The organism is Streptomyces sp. CA-243310 (genome assembly GCF_050936775.1).
Classification (GTDB): Bacteria; Actinomycetota; Actinomycetes; order Streptomycetales; family Streptomycetaceae; genus Streptomyces.
In genome coordinates, this window is record NZ_JBNJMF010000001.1 from 1,415,137 (window position 1) to 1,432,851 (window position 17,715).

The following is a 17,715-nucleotide window of genomic DNA, read 5'->3' on the forward strand; positions in this document are numbered from 1 at the left end:
AGCACGTTGCTGAGCGCTTATACGGTTTCTACGCGCTGCGGCTCGAGGCTCGAAAGTCGATGTCAGGCGGTGGCGTTGCGCGCCCGATTGCGAGCGGCGCGGCGCTTCATCGCGCGGCGCTCGTCCTCGCTGAGACCGCCCCAGACGCCGGAGTCCTGACCGGACTCGAGCGCCCACTGCAGGCACTGCTCCATCACGGGGCAGCGGCGGCAGACGGCCTTGGCTTCCTCGATCTGCAGCAGCGCAGGACCGGTGTTGCCGATGGGGAAGAAGAGTTCCGGGTCTTCCTCACGACAAACGGCGTTGTGACGCCAGTCCATGGCTGCTCCATCTCCTTGTATTGCGGGCAGGTTGCTTGTGAATGTGAACGCTTTCACGAATCCCCCCGTGAGGGAAGGGCCGACCCCCAGTTGCCTGGCGGGGTCCGAGATTCGTGGAGGGGTTCTGGCGATCTGTGTGGGTGCCGGGTTCTGCGGGCTGTCCCGATCGCCATGTAGAGATTCGCAAACCTCGGACGGGGATACAACCCCTTCCGGAAAGTTTTTTTGGATTCGTCGGTGTCTACTAGGTCACAGCCCTAGTTCCTGGGGGTGGACCGGCGTGTATACGTTCGAGTGAAAGGACTTTGGGCCCTTCCACTCACACAATCACACGCAGTGCACGGCGTACGCCTGTGAACCGAACGCTGGTGCGCAGGCCGAGGTGGTCGCCGTCCATCTGGAACGGGAGCGGAACCTTCGAATGCAAGGTGAAGTCGGTCAGATCGTGCAGAGACACCGCATGCTTGCCATGCGGCCCGCGTTCAGGAGTCGAGGTCAGGAGCTGCGTGGCGTACCTGGCGACCGCCGGAGTTGACAAACGATCGAGCGCCAGTACGTCAAGCGCGGTATCGAACGACGCCTCCGGGGACGCGTAAAGCGGACGATTGCCCAGATACGTCCACGGCGAGGTGTTGCAGACTATCGACAGCACCAGATCCGTCACGGGATCCGCGCCGGGGCGTTCCAGCGTGACCGTGCCGTGCCTGCGGTTCGGCTCGTCCCAGAACTGACGCATGAGCTGTCGCACGTAGAGGGAGTGCGTCGAACGCTTGCCGCGTTCCCGCTGCTGCTCCACCCGCCCCACCACGCCCGCGTCGAAGCCGAAGCCCGCGCAGAAGGTGAACCAGCGCGCCGGGACCGATTCGTCCTCCGTGCCCGGGGTGCCGGCCGCCAGACCCAGACCGACCGTGCGTTCGCGTTCCTCGCGGAGCGCGTCGAGCAGGGCGCCGGTCGCCTCGACGGCGTCGTTCGGCAGCCCGAGCGCACGGGCGAACACGTTCGTGGATCCGCCGGGGACCACCGCGAGCCGGGGCAGTCGGTCCGGATCGGGCCCGTTGTGCAGCAGTCCGTTGACCACCTCGTTGACGGTGCCGTCCCCGCCCAGGGCCACGACGAGGTCGACACCCTCGTGGGCCGCCCTGCGTCCGAGGTCGCGCGCGTGCCCCCGGTACTCGGTGGTCACCGCCTCCAGCTTCATCTCGCTGGCCAGGGCGTGGGTCAGGACGTCACGCGTGCGCGCACTGGTTGTCGTCGCTGCTGGGTTGGCCACGAGAAGTGCACGCATGGGCGCCAGCCTACCCACCCCTCCGCGGGAGGCCCCTACTGCCCGTCCCCTCGGGGGCGGGCGGGGCGCGGCTACCCTGCTGGGGTGAGTAAGAAGCCGACCTCGAACGTTCCCGCCCCCTCGCCCGCGCCGTCCCCCGTCGCGCTGCCCGGTCGGCTGACCGCCGCCGCCGTGCTCACCGCGCTGGAGGGCCTCGCGCTCGCCGGCCTCGGCGTCTACATGCTGTACGTGGGCATCGCCGGCGATCCCGACTCCCCGCAGCAGGCCGAGACCGGGGGTGTCACGCTGCTCGCGCTGGCCGCGCTCCCGCTGATCGCGGCGCGCGGGCTGCGCCTGGGCCGCCGCTGGAGCCGCGGCCCGGCGTTGATCACCCAGCTGATGGCGATGCCGGTCGCCTGGACCCTGTGGACCACGGGCGGGGCGATGGTCGCCGCCGCGGTGGCACTGGCACTCACGGCCGTGGCCGTGGGGGCGCTGCTCGTGAACCCGACGGCCACCGAGGCGCTTGGTATCGGGCCTGGGGAACAGACCCGATAACCCGTACGTCGATCCGTACGTCCTACTCCTCGACGAGGAGCTTCTCCCGGAGCTGGGCCAGGGTGCGGGCCAGTAGTCGGGAGACGTGCATCTGGGAGATGCCGACCTCCTGCGCGATCTGCGACTGGGTCATGTTGCCGAAGAACCGCAGCAGCAGGATCCGCTTCTCCCGCGGTGGCAGTCCTTCCAGCAGCGGCTTGAGGGACTCGCGGTACTCGACGCCCTCCAGCGCCTCGTCCTCCGAACCCAGGGTGTCCGCGACGGCCGGCGACTCGTCGTCGGTGTCGGGGACGTCCAGGGAGAGCGTGCTGTAGGCATTGGCCGATTCCAGCCCCTCCAACACCTCCTCCTCGGAGATGCCGAGCCGTTCGGCCAGCTCGTGCACCGTGGGGGAGCGGCCGTGCTGCTGCGAGAGTTCCGCCGTGGCCGTGGTCAACGAGAGCCGCAGCTCCTGAAGGCGCCGCGGCACCCGCACCGCCCAGCCCTTGTCACGGAAGTGGCGCTTGATCTCGCCGACGACCGTGGGCGTGGCGTACGTCGAGAACTCGACGCCGCGGTCCGGGTCGAACCGGTCCACCGACTTGATCAGGCCGATGGTCGCCACCTGGGTCAGGTCGTCCAGAGGCTCGCCGCGGTTGCGGAACCGGCGCGCCAGGTGCTCGACCAGCGGCAGGTGCATCCGGACCAGCCGATTGCGCAGTTCCGCCCGCTCCGGCGAGCCGTCGGGCAGTTCCCGCAGCTCGAAGAAGAGGGCCCGCGCGCCACTGCGGTCGCGCGGATCCGGCAGCGGCACGTGTGCCGCCGGCGCCATCGGGATCGGGGCCATCGGGGCCGTGGCAGCGGCCGGCGGTGGCTGTGCTGGTTGTGGTTCTTCGTGCTGGTTCTCGCTCACAGGGCCCGCCCGTCGCTCCGCCGAGTCCAAAAAGCCGTCTTCCGCATCCGCGTCGGCCGGGTGTGGCCGGGCGTGCAGTTGCTCCGGGATGCCACCGTCGACCTCGTGTCGTACCCGGGGCCGATCCCCGCCCCGCACCGGGATCTCCCCGCCGCTCACGCCGGGCCTGGCCCCGCGCCGCGCTGTTTGTAGAGGCTGATGCTCACTGTCCGGTCCTCCTCGACCGTCGCCTCGACCTTGCCGGCCAGCGCCGACAGGACCGTCCACGCGAACGTGTCCCGCTCCGGTGCGCGCCCGTCGGTGGTCGGTGCGGAGACCGTGACCTCCAGCGAGTCGTCCACCAGCCGGAAGACGCAACTGAGGACGGAGCCGGGCACGGCCTGCTGGAGCAGGATCGCGCAGGCTTCGTCCACCGCGATGCGGAGGTCCTCGATCTCGTCGAGGGTGAAGTCCAAACGTGCGGCGAGGCCGGCCGTGGCCGTTCGCAGCACCGACAGGTAGGCACCCGCAGCCGGCAGCCGGACTTCCACGAAGTCCTGGGTCCCGGGCTCGCCTGCGATCTGGGACACCCTCACCTCCAAGGTGGTACGAGCTCTGTTCGCCGGTGACGCTATCGCGATCCGGGCGATCGTGTCGCGGCACCCCGTGTGACACCTGCCCGAAGTACCCACGCCCGCAGGCCGGTGACCGATGGTAAGCCCATGGGTACGGACAGTGGCTAGGGGTCTGCGGGCCCAAATCAGGGGAACCGGCGGAGGGTTGACCTACCCCGCCTCAGACGATCGAACCGTCGACAAAACACCACCGCCAGGTCTCGCCCGGTTCGAAGCTGCGCATCATCGGGTGGCCCGTCTGATCGTGGTGTGCCGTGGCGTGCCGGTAGGGGGAGGAATCACAACAGGCCACGTAACCGCACGCCAGGCACATCCGCAGCTGCACCGGATGGCTCCCGAGTGCCAGACATTCGGGACAGGTCTGGGCAAGGGGGATGGGCTCGGGGCGCGGCAGTTCGGCAACGTGGGTGCACTCGCTCATGATGGCCAGCGTACTGAGGTGCGGACGCCCGCGGACTGATGAGGATGGGTCTTCGATGGAGGTATTGCCGCTGGTGGCGCTGGTCGCGGGCAGCGCGGTGGTCGCGGGGTTGGCCCGTCGGACGTCCGTGTCGGCCCCGCTGCTGCTCGTCGCGGCCGGTTTGTTGGCGTCGTACATCCCGGGCGTGCCGTCGTACACGCTCGACCCGCACATCGTGCTGCCGCTGCTGCTCCCGCCGCTGCTGCACACCGCCGCCATGGAGAGCTCCTACCTGGACCTGCGGGCCAACGCGCGGCCGATCGCCCTGTTGTCGGTCGGGTACGTGCTCTTCGCGACGCTCGCCGTGGGGTACGCGGCCTACCTGGTCGTGCCCGGTCTGTCGCTGCCGGTGGCCCTGGTGCTGGGCGCGGTCGTCGCGCCGCCGGACGCCGTGGCCGCCACCGCCATCGCCCGCAAACTCGGCCTGCCGAACCGGATCACGACGATCCTCCAGGGCGAGTCCCTGGTGAACGACGCCACCGCCATCACCGCCTACAAGGTGGCCCTGGCGGCGGCGGTCGGCGTCAGCGCGGGCTGGGCGGGCGGGATCGTCGAGTTCCTGCTCGCCTCGGTGGGCGGTGTCGGCATGGGCCTGCTGCTGATGGTGCCCATCCACCTGCTGCGCAGGTCACTGCGGGACCCGCTGCTCCAGAACACGCTGTCGCTGCTGATCCCCTTCGTGGCGTACGCCGCCGCCGAACGGGTGCACGCGTCCGGGGTGCTCGCCGTGGTCGTCGTCGCGCTGTACCTCGGACACCGCAACTGGCAGGTCGACTTCGCCACCCGGCTCCAGGAGGCCGCGGTGTGGAAGGTGATCTCCTTCGTCCTGGAGTCGGTGGTCTTCGCGCTGATCGGGCTCCAGTTGCCGGTGGTCCTCAAGGGGCTCGACGAGTACGCGGGCCCGGACGCCGCCTGGTACGCGCTGGCGGTGTTCCTGGCCGTGGTCGTGGCCCGGTTCGTGTGGGTGTTCCCGGCGACCTTCCTGCCGCGGGTGCTGTCCGAGCGGATCCGCGAGCGGGAACCGGAGACCAACTGGAAGGCGCCGGTCATCGTGGGATGGGCGGGCATGCGCGGGGTGGTCTCGCTGGCCATCGCCTTCTCCGTCCCGCTGAGCGTGCCGCACCGCAACCTGATCCTGTTCCTGACCTTCACCACCGTCATCGGGACCCTGGTGGTCCAGGGGTTGACGCTGCCCCCGCTGATCCGACTGCTGAGGCTGCCGGCGCGGGACGCGCAGGCCGAGACGCTGGCCGAGGCGCAGGCGCAGAGCGAGGCGTCGCGGTCGGCCGAGGAGCGGCTCGACGAACTGCTCGCCGACCCGGCGAACGCGCTCCCGCCGCCGCTCGCGGACCGGCTGCGCACGGTGCTGGAGCGGCGGCGCAACGCGGTGTGGGAACGGCTCGGCGAGGTCAACGCGGTCACGGGCGAGTCGGCGGACGACGTCTACCGTCGCCTGGCCGGCGAGATGATCGAGGCCGAGCGGGAGGTGTTCGTGACGCTGCGGGATCAGCGGCGGATCGACGACGAGATGCTGCGGGCGTTGTTGCGCAGGCTGGACCTGGAGGAGGCGGCGGCCTACCGGGAGGACTCCACCTGATCCCCGGGCGCGTCGGGCGGCGGGCCGGGGCCGGCCCGCCGTTCCGGGGCGGCGGGGATCAGGGGCGGCCCGTGACGACGGCCGCGAGGGTGGTGCCCGGGGGGAACGTGCCGGACTCCGTCAGGGCGGTCAGCGCCCAGAGCAGCTTCGCGACGTAGACGCGCTCGATCGGGACCCCGTGGCGGCGCTCGAAGTCCGCCGCGAACGCTTCCAGTTCCGCCGGGACCTTCGCGTAGCCGCCGTGGTCGAAGCCCTCGGCCAGGGTCCAGTCCCCGGCCGGGCCGCCGAACGCGGCCCGCTGGAGGGAACGTATCTCCGCCTCCAGGAAGCCACCCGCGAGCACCGGCACGCCCCACGCCCGCTGTCCGGGGTCCAGCCCCGCCGCCAGGCCCGCCAGGGTGCCGCCGGTGCCGCAGGCGACCGCCACCACGTCGGCCGCGCCGCGCAGTTCGCGGCCCAGTTCCGCGCAACCGGTCAGGGCGAGGGCGTTGCTGCCGCCCTCGGGGATCACGTACGCGCCCTCCGCGCCCGCCGCCGCGAGCAGCCGGGCCAGGGTGCCCGGTTCGGCCTTGCGGCGGTACTCCGACCGGGACGTGAAGTGCAGCCGCATCCCGTCGGCCGCGCAGCGGGCCAGGGACGGGTTCAACGGCCGGCCGGCCAACTCGTCGCCCCGGACCACCCCGACCGTCGCCAGCCCGAGCAGCCGCCCGGCGGCGGCGGTGGCCCGCAGGTGGTTGGAGTAGGCCCCGCCGAAGGTCACCAGCGCGGGGAACCCCCCGTCCGCGGCCGCCCGCAGGTTCGGGGCGAGCTTGCGCCACTTGTTCCCCGGCAGCTCGGGGTGCACGAGGTCGTCCCGCTTGAGCACCAACCGCACGCCGTGCCGCTCGAACCGCCCGTCCGACGCCTCGACCAGCGGCGACGGCGGGCGGGGCCGGAGGAGGGAGCGGGGATCCACGGGGCTGTCCACCCGCCCATTGTCGCCGGTGACGGTGGCCGCGCCGGGGGCGGACGGTGTCAGGGTCCGCCCTTTGGCGGGGCGGTCACTTGAGGCGGTCCGCCACGCGTTCGCGGAACCAGGTCATCGTGAACCCCTTGGGGTCGATCTTGCCCGGCTGCCATTCGAGGTGCCCGATCACCGAGCGCTCGGTCCAACCGTGGAAGCGGCAGACGGCCGCGGCCGCCCGGACCATGGCGTCGAGCTGTACCGCGGGCCAGGGGTCCTTGCCGTCGCCGAGGTTCTCGCACTCGAAGCCGTAGAAGTGTCGGTTGCCGTCGGTGTTCGCCGTGTGGTCCGGGGGGAGCCGCTTCTCGGCGATCACCGCGGCCAGGACGTCGGAGTCGCCGGAGCCCGCGTGGTTGGCGCGCCCGTAGCCGACGAGGTGGACCCGGCCGTCCTTGGTGATCACGCCGTGGCAGAGCGGGCCGGGCAGGTCCTCGTCGCCGTCCCGGCAGAGCTGGACGGTGTACGCGGTGCCCTGCGTGACGGTGTGATGGATCATCACCCCGTTGACCGGCCCCCAGGGCCCCTTGTGGTTGCGGTTGTGGGTGCGCCAGGCGCCCACCTCGACGACGCGCAGTCCCTCGTTGCGCAATTGGGTGAGGAAACGGTCTGCGGACATGGGTGCGGACATGAACGCCTCCTTCCGTGCGTGAGGGGCCGGTCACCTTTCGTGTCCGGCCCATCACGTTCCGGTGTAGCGGAGGGAATCCTTCCGCGGCTAGCGCGTTCGTACGGCGAGCGAGCGAATCAGGACATTCCCGGAGGTCCCGTCCGCCTCTTCCGTCCCGCCGACCCCGGCCGTCACGCGGAGGCGAGCCACAGGTCGGGCCCGAAGACCTCGTAGTGGATGTCCGCCGCCGGTACGCCCTTGGCGAGCAGTTGTTCGCGGACCGCCCGCATGAAGGGCAGCGGCCCGCACAGGTAGGCGTGGGTGCCCGGGGCCACCGGGACGTCGGAGAGGTCGAGCCGGCCCACCCCGTCGGCGGCCGCGGCGTCCTCGTGGCCGGTCTCGTACCAGAACCGGGCCGAGGCGTCGGCGAGCTTGTGCGTGAAGGCCCGGTGGTCGCCCCGCAGGGCGTGGTCGGCGGGGGACCGGTCGGCGTGCAGGACGGTCACCGGGGCGGCGTGCCCGGTCTCGGCCAGGTGCTCCAGCATCGACAGCATCGGCGTGCAGCCGATCCCGGCCGAGGCCAGCAGCACGGGCGAGGTCGGGTCCTGGAGCACCAGGTCGCCGTACGGGGCCGAGAGGCGCAGGGTGTCGCCGACGCCGACCTCGGCGTGCAGGTGGTGGGAGACCTCCCCGTCCGGGCCCGCCGCGGCCGGCCCGTGGACCCGCTTGACGGTGATCGCGCGGACCGGGGAGGCGGGCGACGAGGAGAGGCTGTACTGGCGGATCTGCCGGGCTCCGTCCGGGAGTTCGACCTGGACGGAGACGTACTGGCCCGGCTTGAAGCCGGGGGCGGGCGCCCCGTCGGCCGGTACCAGGTGGAAGGTGGCGCAGTCGACGGTCTCCTCGACGCGGCGGACGACCGTCCACGGGCGCCAGACGTCGCCCGCGACCACCCGCTGCTCGGCGTAGAGCCGCTCCTCGATGGCGATGAGGGCGCCCGCCATCAGCCAGTAGACCTCGTCCCAGGCCTCGGCGACCTCGGGGGTGACGGCCTCCCCGAGAACCTCCGCGATGGCCTCGAACAGGTGCCGGTGGACGATCGCGTACTGGTCGCGGGTGATGCCGAGCGAGGCGTGCTTGTGGGCGATGCGGCCGAGCATCACGTCGGGCCGGGTGTCGGGGTGCCGGACGAGGTGGCCTGCGAACGCGGCGATGGAGCCGGCCAGGGCCTGCTGTTGCAGTCCGGCCTTCTGGTTGCCGCGGTTGAACAGGTCGCGGAGCAGGGCCGGGTGGGCGGCGAACAGCTTCGCGTAGAAGAGTTCCGCGATGTCGCCGACGGCCGCCCCCACGGCGGGCAGGGTGGCGCGGACGGTCGCGGTCGACTTCTCGGACAGCATCGGGCAGCTCCTCTGTTAAATGGACTATTGGATACCAATTAAAGGGCGCGAGGGTCTCCGGGGTGATGCGGAGATCCGTTCGAAGAACCCTCGGGTGTGGCGTGGGCGGGGGGACGGCCGCTCGGAACCGGCCATCCGCACCTCAGTCGGCGGGGCGCCCGCCCCGACCGGGCGGTCCGCCCGAGATGCCCAGCAACAGCGGCCCGGTGGGGGCCGCCACCAGGTCGTTCACCGTGAGCGGGTCCAGTGCGGCGAAGAAGGCCTCCTGGGCCCGGCGCAGCGCGCCCCGCAGGAGGCAGGCGCTCCGCAGCGGGCACGGGACGGCGCCGTCGCAGTCCACGACGTCGCCGACCCCCTCCAGTTCGCGCACCACCGCGCCCACCGAGGCGGCGCGGCCGGCGCCGGTCAGGGCGAGCCCGCCGCCCCGGCCGCGCCGCGCCTCGACCAGGCCGAGGTGTTGCAGCCTGGCCACCACCTTCGCGGTGTGGGTGTACGGGACCTCCATGGTCGCCGCGACCTCGCGCGTCGTGGGGAGGTCCGTGTCCTCGACGGCCAGGCGCATCAGGACGCGGAGCGCCAGATCGGTGAATCGGGTCAGCCGCATGGCACCACCGTAGAAAACTTGAATCTCTGATGCAAGTTAAGTCGGAGGGGTGGGCAGGGATGGCTGAAACCGGAGGGGTCAGAGGGGCTGGAGGGGAGAAAGGGACGCATCAGAGTGCCCACGCCCCATACGGAGTAGTCCCACCCTTTTGTGTAATGGTCTCACCACGCTGTGCGCTGGAAGGCTGATCCCGCAGATCCATGGAGTGATCGAAAGGGAAACACATGTCGGTCCAGGCAGGTTCCGAATCCGAAGTCCAGGCACCGCAGCGCAGTCTCGGGACCTCGGCCGCGCGGAACTTGGCAACCACGACCAAGTCCGCCCCGCAGATGCAGGAGATCACCTCCCGGTGGTTGCTCAAGATGCTCCCGTGGGTGTCGGTGCAGGGCGGTACGTACCGGGTCAACCGGCGGCTCAGCTACTCCGTCGGTGACGGCCGGGTGGAGTTCATCAAGACCGGCACCCAGGTCCAGGTGATCCCCGCCGAACTCGGCGAGCTGCCGCTGCTGCGCGACTACGAGGACATCGACGTCCTGACCGAACTCGCCGCCCGGTGCCACCAGGTCGACTTCGAGGCCGGCCAGGAGCTCACCTCCTTCGGCAGCCCCGCCGACAAGGTGTTCCTGCTCGCCCACGGCCGGATCGACCAGATCGGCACCGGCCCCTACGGCGACGACGCCGTCCTGCAGACCGTCGCCGACGGCGCCTACTTCGGCGAGGACGCCCTCGTCGACGAAGAGGCCATCTGGGAGTACACCGCCCGCGCCGCCACCTCCGGCACCGCGCTCGTCCTCTCCCGCCAGGACTTCCAGCTCCTCGCCGACCGCGTCGACTCGCTGCGGGCGCACGTGGACGAGGTACGCGCCCTGCCCGCCCAGCGGACCAACAAGTACGGCGAGGCCGCGATCGACCTTTCCGCCGGCCACGAGGGCGAGGCCGTACTGCCCGGCACCTTCGTCGACTACGAGGCCAGGCCGCGCGAGTACGAGCTCTCCATCGCCCAGACGGTGCTGCGCGTGCACACCCGTGTCGCCGACCTGTACAACCAGCCGATGAACCAGACCGAGCAGCAGTTGCGGCTCACGGTCGAGGCGCTGCGCGAGCGCCAGGAGCACGAGATGCTCAACAACCGCGACTTCGGACTGCTCCACAACGCCGACTACGACCAGCGCATCCAGCCGCACGACGGCGCGCCCAGCCCCGACGACATGGACCAGCTGCTCAGCATGCGGCGCGGATCCAAGCTCTTCCTCGCGCACCCCAAGGCCATCGCCGCCTTCGGTCGCGAGTGCAACAAGCGCGGGCTCTACCCGGAGTCGATCGAGATCGGCGGCCACCGGGTGCCGTCCTGGCGCGGGGTGCCGATCTTCCCGTCCAACAAGATCCCGATCAGCGACGCCCGGACCACCTCCATCCTCTGCATGCGCACCGGCGAGGACGAGTCGGGCGTGATCGGTCTGCACCAGCCGGGCATCCCGGACGAGATCGAGCCGAGCACGTCGGTCCGCTTCATGGGCATCAGCGAGCAGGCGATCATCTCGTACCTGGTCACCACCTACTTCTCCGCCGCGGTGCTCGTGCCGGACGCGCTCGGCGTGCTGGAGAACGTCGAGATCGCCCGCTGGCGCTGATGAGAGGCCCGGCCGAACGGCGACGGGGGAGTACGGGGGAGCGCGATGGCGACCACTGAGGCGATCACCACGGGCGAGGGGCACGAGGCCGCGGCCCTGCTGGAGCGGACGAAGGAAACGGTCAACCCGGAACTGCGCCGGGCGGTCGAGAGCCTGCCCGCAGGGATGCGACGCGTGGCGATGTACCACTTCGGCTGGGAGGACGCGGACGGCGGACCGGCCGCGGGGAACGCGGGCAAGGCCATCAGGCCCGCGCTCGTCCTCGCCTCGGCGCAGGCCCTCCAGGGGGCCGGCGCCGAGGCCGGGGACACCGTCCGCGCGGCCGTCGCAGTGGAGTTGGCGCACAACTTCACGCTGCTGCACGACGACGTCATCGACAAGGACGTCCGGCGGCGCGGCCGGGCCACGGCCTGGACCGTGTTCGGGATGCCGGACGCCATCATCACGGGCGACGCGATGATGTCGCTCGCGCTGAGGCTGCTGGCCGAGGATCCGCACCCGGCCGCCCCGGCGGCGGCGGCCCGCCTGTCGGCCTGTGTGATCGAGCTGTGCGCCGGGCAGCAGGCGGACTGCGCGTTCGAGCGGCGCGGGGACGTGTCGCTCGACGAGTGCCTGACGATGGCGACGGCCAAGACCGGGGCCCTGTTGGGCTGTGCGTGCGCCCTGGGGGCGCTGTACGCGGGGGCCGGTCCGGACGAGGTCGACGCGATGGACGCCTTCGGCCGGGAGGCCGGCCTGGCCTTCCAGTTGATCGACGACCTGATCGGCATCTGGGGGGACCCCGGGCACACCGGCAAGCCCGCCGGCGCGGATCTGATCGCCCGCAAGAAGTCCCTCCCGGTCGTGGCCGCCCTCACCTCGGGCACCGCGGCGGGCGAGGAACTGGCCGCGCTGTACGCGGGCCCCATGACCGGGGACGACGTCCGCGCCGCGGCCGGCGCCGTGGACCGGGCCGGGGGGCGCGACTGGGCGCAGGCCCACGCCGCCGACCGGATGGGCCGGGCCGTGCAGCAGCTCTCCAGGGCCGTCCCGGACCTGGGGGCGGCGGGCGGGTTGCTGGCGCTGGCGGAGTTCGTCACCCGGCGCACCAGGTAGGTCCGCCGGGCCGCGCGGAAGGTTGCCCGCACGCGTGGAGAAGGGCCTGTTCCCGCACCGTACGGCGGGGGAACAGGCCTTTTCGCGCGCGCGGTCGTGTGCGCGCCTTCCGGGCCGTTCGGGCCAACTCTAGGATCACCCGCAGTCGTTGACGCGCGAGTGAGGGGTGGGTCCAGTGGTGCTGGAGATACGTCAGGCGGATCGGTCGGACCGGGACGCGGTGGCGCGGCTGCTCGACGAGGCCTTCCGCGAGGACCCCGTCAGCTGTTGGGTCTTCCCGGATCCGGAGCACCGGGCGGCCGTGCACGGGAAGTTCCTCGGGGTCTTCGTGGACGTGGTGCTCGCCGACGGGCGGATCGACTACGCGACGGACGGTTCGGCGGCGGCGCTGTGGCTGCGGATCCCGGCGGGCGAGCCGGAGGGCGAGGACGAGGTCCCGGCGAGGATGCGGGCGGTGGCCGACCCGGACAACGAGCGGTGCGAGCTGGTGGGCCGGCTGACCGGGGAGGTGCACCCGACGTCCGAGGAGCACGAGTACCTGCTGATGATCGCCGTCGCGCCCGACCGACAGGGCGAGGGGCTCGGCACGGAGCTGATGCGGCCGGTGCTGGAGCGGTGCGACCGCGAGGGGCTGCCGGCCTACCTGGAGGCGAGCAGCGAGCGCAGCAGGGGGCTGTACGAGCGGCTCGGCTGGGAGTTCACGGGGACGGCGGTGCGCCTGCCGGAGGGGCCCCTGATGTGGCCGATGTGGCGCAAGTCGCGGGGCTGAGGAAAAGGCGTAGCCAAAGCACTTCGTCTGAAGTACTTTGACTGCTGTGCACCGAAACGGTGGCACTCCCCGGCGAAAGAGAATCGCTTGCGCAAGCTCACGTACTACCTCGCCACCTCCGTCGACGGCTTCATCGCCGACCCGGACGGTGACGGTGACTTCTTCAACACGTGGCTGGATCCCGAGTACTCCGGCGCCATGTTCGCCGAGTTCCCCGAGACCGTGCCGACGCACGTCCGGGCGGCGCTCGGCCTCGACCCCGGCGCGCCGAGGCGTTTCGACGCGATCGTGATGGGCCGCGGCACCTACGACCCGGCGTACAAGGTCGGGATCACCAGTCCGTACGCCCACCTCGACCAGTACGTCGCGTCCCGCTCGCTCACCGAGTCGCCCGACCCGGCCGTCGAGATCATCAGCGGGGACGTGGCGGCGCGCGTGCGGGAACTGAAGGCGCGACCGGGTCTGGGCATCTACCTCTGCGGTGGCGCCGACCTGGTCGGGCAGCTGGTCGAGGAGATCGACGAGTTCGTCGTCAAGACGTACCCGGTCTTCGTGGGCTCCGGCATCCCCATGTCCCGCGCGGGATTCGCGCTGCGGGAGCTGGAACTGACCGACGTCCGGTCCTTCGCCGGCGGCCAGGTGGTCACCACCTACGCCCGCAGGCGCTGACCCGCCGCCGCCCCGCCGAAAACGCGGAACCGGCCTACCTTTGAGGTATGGCCGGTGAAGAGCTTCAGCGCAGGCACGAGACGGTGGCCCCGCAGGCCGGGCACGAACAGCAGTCGTGCCCGGCCTGCGGGCGTTCCGTGAACACGGTGGTCCGGCGGCGCAAGTCCCTCGGGATCTTCGTGCCGCAGTGGGGCCCGGGCTCATGCAGGAACCCGGACTGCTCCACGTACGTCCCCAGGGACGTCTAGGCCGTCCTCCCGGAACGTGCCCGACCCGCGCGGCCCGGCACGATCCGAAAGAGACGACCCGGGCCCCGCGGAACCGGTGTGACCTAGCCCTTGGTGCCGAGGCCGGAGGCGACGAGGCCGTTGGCCCAGAGCTGGTTGACGCGCGAACGCTCGGCGGAGTTCGGGTTGGGGTTCGTGCACGAGGTGCCCGGCCCGCCGCCCGACATCAGCTCGCTGCACGGACCGGAGTAGTGGTCCGGCAGGCCCAGCACGTGGCCGGTCTCGTGCGCGGTCACGCGGGTGGAGTCGTACTGCTGGTTCTGCCGGTAGTCCAGGAAGATGTAACCCCGGCCGTGCCCGTCGGTGCTCGCGTACGAACCGCGCGAGTCGTTGCCCTCGCGGTACGAGAAGTTCCCGCCGGAGGACACCTCCTGCAGTCTGACGTTGCTCACCGAGCTGTTCCAGATCTGGGTGGAGCGGGATATCTGGCTGCGGAAGCTCGGCGCGCTGCGGGTGTTGTACGTGACGGTCACCGCGAGGGCGCCCGGGTTGGCGGCGCGCTGCTCGGCCACCGAAGCCCGCACGGCCTGGAAGAAGGCCTTCGTCGCGGCGTCGTTCTCCGTGGAACGCTCGTACGCGGCGTAGCTCGCGGCGTTGCCGACGGGCGCCGGGGCGGCGCTCGCGGTGGGGGCGACCGAGGCCAGGGCGGCGGCCAGGCCGAGGCCGATGCTGCCGGCAAGCATGGACTTACGGGAGTGGCGCATGTGGGGGGCTCCTACTCATCCGGTGTGGGGGGTGGGTCGTTCGGTACCGGAGTCTGCGGGAGCGGAAGGGGCCGGCGGATGATGTCAGCCATCGATAACGCCGGGCTATCGGGAAGTTTTCGGTAGGTCAACTAGCGTGAGAATGGCGGGATTCGGGGGGCTATCAGCGACTGGTGCGGCGCCGTGCGCCCGCCCTACTCTCGGGTCATGGAGCTCGAGGTGAGGCACCTGCGCGCACTGTGTGCCATCGCGGACGCCGGCAGCCTGCACAAGGCGGCGCGGCAACTCGGCGTGAGCCAGCCCTCGCTGACGACCCAACTGCGCCGTATCGAACGGGCCCTGGAAGGGGAACTGTTCCTGCGCGAACGGACCGGATGTCGTCCCACGCCATTCGGCCGTACCGTGCTCGGTCGGGCGAGACCGTTGCTCGCCGAGATGGCGGCCCTGGTGGCCGAGGCGCGGGCCGCCGCCCACGGACCCCGACTGCGGATCGGCTCGACCGCCAGCCGGGCGCTGCCGGGTTGGCTGCGCCGCCTGCACCGGCGCTCGCCCGAGACCGAGACCTCGCTGGTGGTCGACGTGTCGGCCAACGCGCTGCTGCGGATGATGGCGTCGGGGCAGCTCGACGTGGCGTTCGTCCACGAGGTGGAGGGCAGCCCGCTGCGGGTCCCGCCCGGCCTGCAACTGCACGTGCTGATGGAGCGCGAACCGCAGTTCGTGTCCATGTCCAGGGATCATCCCGCCGCGCGCCGGCCGGTGGTGGAATTACGCGACCTGGCCGCCGACCGCTGGACCGTCGACCCGTCCGTGGACGGCGAATGGGACGGTCTGCGGCGGGTCTTCGCCGGGGCCGGGCTGGACCCGCCCGTGCTGCACGCCGACTACCACACCGCGACCTCGCTGATCGTCTCGGGCGAGGCCGTCGCCCCCTGCCAGCCGACCTCCGGCCCCCGGGACGACATGGCCATCCGGCCGCTGTCGGGGGACCCGCTGGCGGTACGGCTGCTCCTGGCCACCCTGCCGGGTGCGCACGCCGAGGTGTACGAGGACCTCCGCGCGGCCTATCGCGAAGCCGCCCTGCGCACCCCGCCGTACCGGGCCTGGCTCCACCACCACGCGAGCCCCCTCCTGGCCGCCTAGGCACTGTCGGGATCACCCGCGGCCCCGCCTCCGGTCGTACCGGGCCGGGCCGGCGGCTCCCTCGTGCGGCCTCCGCCGTCCGGCCGTGCTCCGCCCCGTCCGCGCGCCGCGCCCGCCGCACGCGCCGGTTCCACATGCCCGGAAAACTGGGCAGATCATCGCAAAATGGGGATTTCAGGGATGCGCTTGACTTCCCTCAACCGCGATATATCGTGTTAACCACAAGACGCGATATGTTGCGTGCGTCGAGTCCGGTCCGTGAACGCACGAGGAGGATCAGCACCATGGCAGAGCAGATGACGTGGTCCGTCGCCGAACCCCAGAAGCTCACCTTCGAGCAGCCGGTGACCGAACTCCGCGTCCGTGTCGTCGGCGGGACCGTGAACGTCGTCGCCTCCGACGAGGGGCCCGCCCGCCTGGAAGTCGCCGAGGTCGACGGCCCGCCGCTGCACGTCGTGCACGAGGCCGGCGTCCTCACCCTCTCCTACGAGGACCTCCCCTGGAACGGTTCCCGGGGCATCAAGGAGTGGTTCGAGAGCAAGCCGTGGAAGTCGTGGTCCGGTGGCGACGGCCGCAAGGCCTGGGAGCGCTCCGTCACGGTCACCCTCACCGTGCCCGCCTCCACCTCCGTGCAGCTGGCCGCCGTCAGCGCCACCTCCTTCGTCTCCGGCATCAGCGCCGACACCGACGTCAACGGCGTCTCCGGCGACACGACCCTGGTGGGCCTCTCCGGCAAGGTCAAGGTGAACACCGTCTCCGGCGGCGTCGAGGCCCAGTCCGTCACCGGCGGCCTCGGCTTCCACTCGGTTTCCGGCGGCCTGACGGTGGTCGACGGCGCGGGCGGCAACGTACGGGCCGACTCCGTCAGCGGCGACATGCTCATCGACCTGGCCCTGGACCCGATCGCGCCGAGTCCGGTGGACATCTCCCTGAACTCGGTCTCGGGTCAGGTGGCGATCCGCCTGCCGCACCCGGCCGACGCGCGGGTCGAGGCCAACACCGCCACCGGCGGCGTCTCCAACGCCTTCGAGGACCTGCGGGTCTCCGGCCAGTTCGGGGCCAAGCGGATCACCGGCACGCTCGGAGCCGGCACCGGCACCCTGCGGGCCACCACCGTCTCCGGCGCCATCGCGCTGCTGCGCCGCCCGGCCGGCGACACCGCCGAGACCGCCGCCCCCCTCGCGCTCGACAAGAAGGTGCTCTGACATGCCGCCCGTCTTCGCCCACGGCCGCCTCCGCCTCTACCTCCTCAAGCTGCTGGACGAGGCCCCGCGGCACGGGTACGAGGTGATCCGCCTGCTGGAGGAGCGCTTCCAGGGGCTGTACGCGCCCTCCGCGGGCACCGTGTACCCGCGGCTGGCGAAGCTGGAGGCCGAGGGGCTCGTCACGTACGCCACGGAGGGCGGGCGCAAGGTGTACTCCATCACCGAGGCCGGCCGCGCCGAACTGGCCGACCGCGGCGGTGAACTGGCCGACCTGGAGCTGGAGATCCGCGACTCGGTGTCCGAACTGGCCGCCGAGATGCGCGACGACGTCCGGGGCGCGGCGGGTGACCTGCGGCGCGAGATGCGCGCGGCCGCCGCGTCCGCCACCACGACCCGGGTCGAGGACGAGGGCTGGAAGGCCGCCAAGGAGGAGCTCCGCAAGGCGAAGGCGGAGTGGAAGGAGCAGGCGCGGCGGGCGAAGGACGAGAGCCGCCGGGCCCGCGAGGAGGCCCACCAGGCCCGCCGTCAGGCCAAGGAGGCCCAGGACCGGGCCCGCGAGGAGGTCCAGCGCATCGCGAGCCAGCTCCAGGAGCAGTTCGCGAAGTCGAGCGGTGTCCTGGGCGGCCTGGCCGGGGCCTGGCTCGGCGGGGGCGCCCCCGCCTCCGCGCCCGGCGCGTCGACCGCGGCCTCGGACGTGGGTTCCACCTGGGCCGAGGACCTGACCCCGAGCGCGGACCCGATCCGCGACCTGGACCGGCTGTTGGACCGCTTCCGCGACGAGATCCGCGACGCGGCCCGCGACCACGGGGTGAGCCCGGCGCAGTTGGCCGAGGCCCGCGCGCACCTGGCCGTCGCGGCGACCCGGGTCACGGCGGAACTCCGTCCGGACCCCGTGTAGG

20 protein-coding genes are annotated in these 17,715 nt (G+C 71.7%); 10 read left to right on the forward strand and 10 right to left on the reverse strand.

Features of this window, described 5'->3' with window-relative positions; genetic code table 11:
• Positions 1-62: 62 nt before the first annotated feature.
• Together ACQEVM_RS06745 and ACQEVM_RS06750 are read right to left on the reverse strand one after the other, a co-directional pair.
• Entirely contained in the window at positions 63-320 is a 258-nt protein-coding gene (locus tag ACQEVM_RS06745; RefSeq protein WP_004937597.1) for a WhiB family transcriptional regulator, read from the reverse strand.
• A 319-nt stretch (positions 321-639) separates the two neighbouring features.
• Positions 640-1,605 carry a diacylglycerol/lipid kinase family protein gene (locus ACQEVM_RS06750; RefSeq protein WP_433076036.1) on the reverse strand — a complete coding sequence of 322 codons (966 nt, stop codon included), beginning with the start codon at positions 1,603-1,605 and terminating at the stop codon, positions 640-642.
• A gap of 84 nt (positions 1,606-1,689) precedes the next feature.
• Here ACQEVM_RS06750 and ACQEVM_RS06755 point away from each other — a divergent pair, with 84 nt between their 5' ends.
• The gene (locus ACQEVM_RS06755) at positions 1,690-2,142 is read left to right on the forward strand and encodes a hypothetical protein (protein WP_267797099.1); all 453 of its coding nucleotides are present in this window, start codon (positions 1,690-1,692) and stop codon (positions 2,140-2,142) included.
• Positions 2,143-2,164: 22 nt separating this feature from the next.
• On the opposite strand, the gene ACQEVM_RS06760 is transcribed toward ACQEVM_RS06755, so the two are convergent.
• The 3 genes from ACQEVM_RS06760 to ACQEVM_RS06770 all read right to left on the reverse strand — a co-directional run bounded on the left by ACQEVM_RS06760 (position 2,165) and on the right by ACQEVM_RS06770 (position 4,069).
• Positions 2,165-3,178 (reverse strand): RNA polymerase sigma factor SigF, encoded by a 1,014-nt coding sequence (locus tag ACQEVM_RS06760; RefSeq protein WP_063839456.1) that lies wholly within the window; start codon positions 3,176-3,178, stop codon positions 2,165-2,167.
• Positions 3,179-3,189: 11 nt separating this feature from the next.
• Positions 3,190-3,603 carry an anti-sigma regulatory factor gene (locus tag ACQEVM_RS06765; protein ID WP_053676432.1) on the reverse strand — a complete coding sequence of 138 codons (414 nt, stop codon included), beginning with the start codon at positions 3,601-3,603 and terminating at the stop codon, positions 3,190-3,192.
• Positions 3,604-3,808: 205 nt separating this feature from the next.
• The gene (locus tag ACQEVM_RS06770) at positions 3,809-4,069 is read right to left on the reverse strand and encodes a UBP-type zinc finger domain-containing protein (RefSeq protein ID WP_433076038.1); all 261 of its coding nucleotides are present in this window, start codon (positions 4,067-4,069) and stop codon (positions 3,809-3,811) included.
• Between the two features lie 55 nt (positions 4,070-4,124).
• On the opposite strand from ACQEVM_RS06770, the gene ACQEVM_RS06775 reads away from it, so the two are divergent.
• Positions 4,125-5,705 carry a Na+/H+ antiporter gene (locus tag ACQEVM_RS06775; RefSeq protein WP_433076040.1) on the forward strand — a complete coding sequence of 527 codons (1,581 nt, stop codon included), beginning with the start codon at positions 4,125-4,127 and terminating at the stop codon, positions 5,703-5,705.
• Positions 5,706-5,763: 58 nt separating this feature from the next.
• On the opposite strand, the gene ACQEVM_RS06780 is transcribed toward ACQEVM_RS06775, so the two are convergent.
• The 4 genes from ACQEVM_RS06780 to ACQEVM_RS06795 form a co-directional block, all read right to left on the reverse strand.
• The gene (locus tag ACQEVM_RS06780; RefSeq protein WP_433076042.1) at positions 5,764-6,672 is read right to left on the reverse strand and encodes a 1-aminocyclopropane-1-carboxylate deaminase/D-cysteine desulfhydrase; all 909 of its coding nucleotides are present in this window, start codon (positions 6,670-6,672) and stop codon (positions 5,764-5,766) included.
• Between the two features lie 73 nt (positions 6,673-6,745).
• Positions 6,746-7,336 carry an N-acetylmuramoyl-L-alanine amidase gene (locus ACQEVM_RS06785; protein WP_433076044.1) on the reverse strand — a complete coding sequence of 197 codons (591 nt, stop codon included), beginning with the start codon at positions 7,334-7,336 and terminating at the stop codon, positions 6,746-6,748.
• 170 nt (positions 7,337-7,506) lie between these two features.
• The gene (locus ACQEVM_RS06790) at positions 7,507-8,712 is read right to left on the reverse strand and encodes a globin domain-containing protein (protein WP_433076046.1); all 1,206 of its coding nucleotides are present in this window, start codon (positions 8,710-8,712) and stop codon (positions 7,507-7,509) included.
• Positions 8,713-8,854: 142 nt separating this feature from the next.
• Positions 8,855-9,316, reverse strand: a complete 462-nt coding sequence (locus ACQEVM_RS06795; RefSeq protein WP_433076048.1) for an RrF2 family transcriptional regulator — start codon at positions 9,314-9,316, stop codon at positions 8,855-8,857.
• 224 nt (positions 9,317-9,540) lie between these two features.
• On the opposite strand from ACQEVM_RS06795, the gene ACQEVM_RS06800 reads away from it, so the two are divergent.
• The 5 genes from ACQEVM_RS06800 (at position 9,541) to ACQEVM_RS06820 (ending at position 13,728) form a co-directional block, all read left to right on the forward strand.
• Positions 9,541-10,947: a family 2B encapsulin nanocompartment shell protein gene (locus ACQEVM_RS06800; RefSeq protein ID WP_433076050.1), complete on the forward strand. Its 1,407-nt coding sequence runs from the start codon at positions 9,541-9,543 to the stop codon at positions 10,945-10,947.
• Positions 10,948-10,992: 45 nt separating this feature from the next.
• Positions 10,993-12,042: a family 2 encapsulin nanocompartment cargo protein polyprenyl transferase gene (locus ACQEVM_RS06805; protein WP_433076052.1), complete on the forward strand. Its 1,050-nt coding sequence runs from the start codon at positions 10,993-10,995 to the stop codon at positions 12,040-12,042.
• Positions 12,043-12,217: 175 nt separating this feature from the next.
• The gene (locus ACQEVM_RS06810; RefSeq protein WP_433076054.1) at positions 12,218-12,811 is read left to right on the forward strand and encodes a GNAT family N-acetyltransferase; all 594 of its coding nucleotides are present in this window, start codon (positions 12,218-12,220) and stop codon (positions 12,809-12,811) included.
• Positions 12,812-12,898: 87 nt separating this feature from the next.
• On the forward strand, positions 12,899-13,480 hold the full coding sequence (locus ACQEVM_RS06815; protein WP_433076056.1) for a dihydrofolate reductase family protein: 582 nt from the start codon (positions 12,899-12,901) through the stop codon (positions 13,478-13,480).
• Positions 13,481-13,527: 47 nt separating this feature from the next.
• Positions 13,528-13,728 carry a hypothetical protein gene (locus ACQEVM_RS06820; RefSeq protein WP_433076058.1) on the forward strand — a complete coding sequence of 67 codons (201 nt, stop codon included), beginning with the start codon at positions 13,528-13,530 and terminating at the stop codon, positions 13,726-13,728.
• An 83-nt stretch (positions 13,729-13,811) separates the two neighbouring features.
• Here ACQEVM_RS06820 and snpA read toward each other — a convergent pair whose 3' ends face one another.
• Positions 13,812-14,471: a snapalysin gene (gene snpA / locus ACQEVM_RS06825; RefSeq protein WP_433076060.1), complete on the reverse strand. Its 660-nt coding sequence runs from the start codon at positions 14,469-14,471 to the stop codon at positions 13,812-13,814.
• A gap of 207 nt (positions 14,472-14,678) precedes the next feature.
• Between snpA and ACQEVM_RS06830 the strand changes: the two genes are divergently transcribed.
• From ACQEVM_RS06830 to ACQEVM_RS06840, 3 genes are all read left to right on the forward strand, one after another.
• Positions 14,679-15,611, forward strand: a complete 933-nt coding sequence (locus tag ACQEVM_RS06830; protein ID WP_433076062.1) for a LysR family transcriptional regulator — start codon at positions 14,679-14,681, stop codon at positions 15,609-15,611.
• 284 nt (positions 15,612-15,895) lie between these two features.
• Positions 15,896-16,816: a DUF4097 family beta strand repeat-containing protein gene (locus ACQEVM_RS06835; protein WP_433076064.1), complete on the forward strand. Its 921-nt coding sequence runs from the start codon at positions 15,896-15,898 to the stop codon at positions 16,814-16,816.
• A gap of 1 nt (position 16,817) precedes the next feature.
• Complete coding sequence (locus ACQEVM_RS06840; RefSeq protein WP_433076066.1) at positions 16,818-17,714, forward strand: helix-turn-helix transcriptional regulator; 897 nt, start codon at positions 16,818-16,820, stop codon at positions 17,712-17,714.
• The last annotated feature ends 1 nt before the right edge of the window (position 17,715 follow it).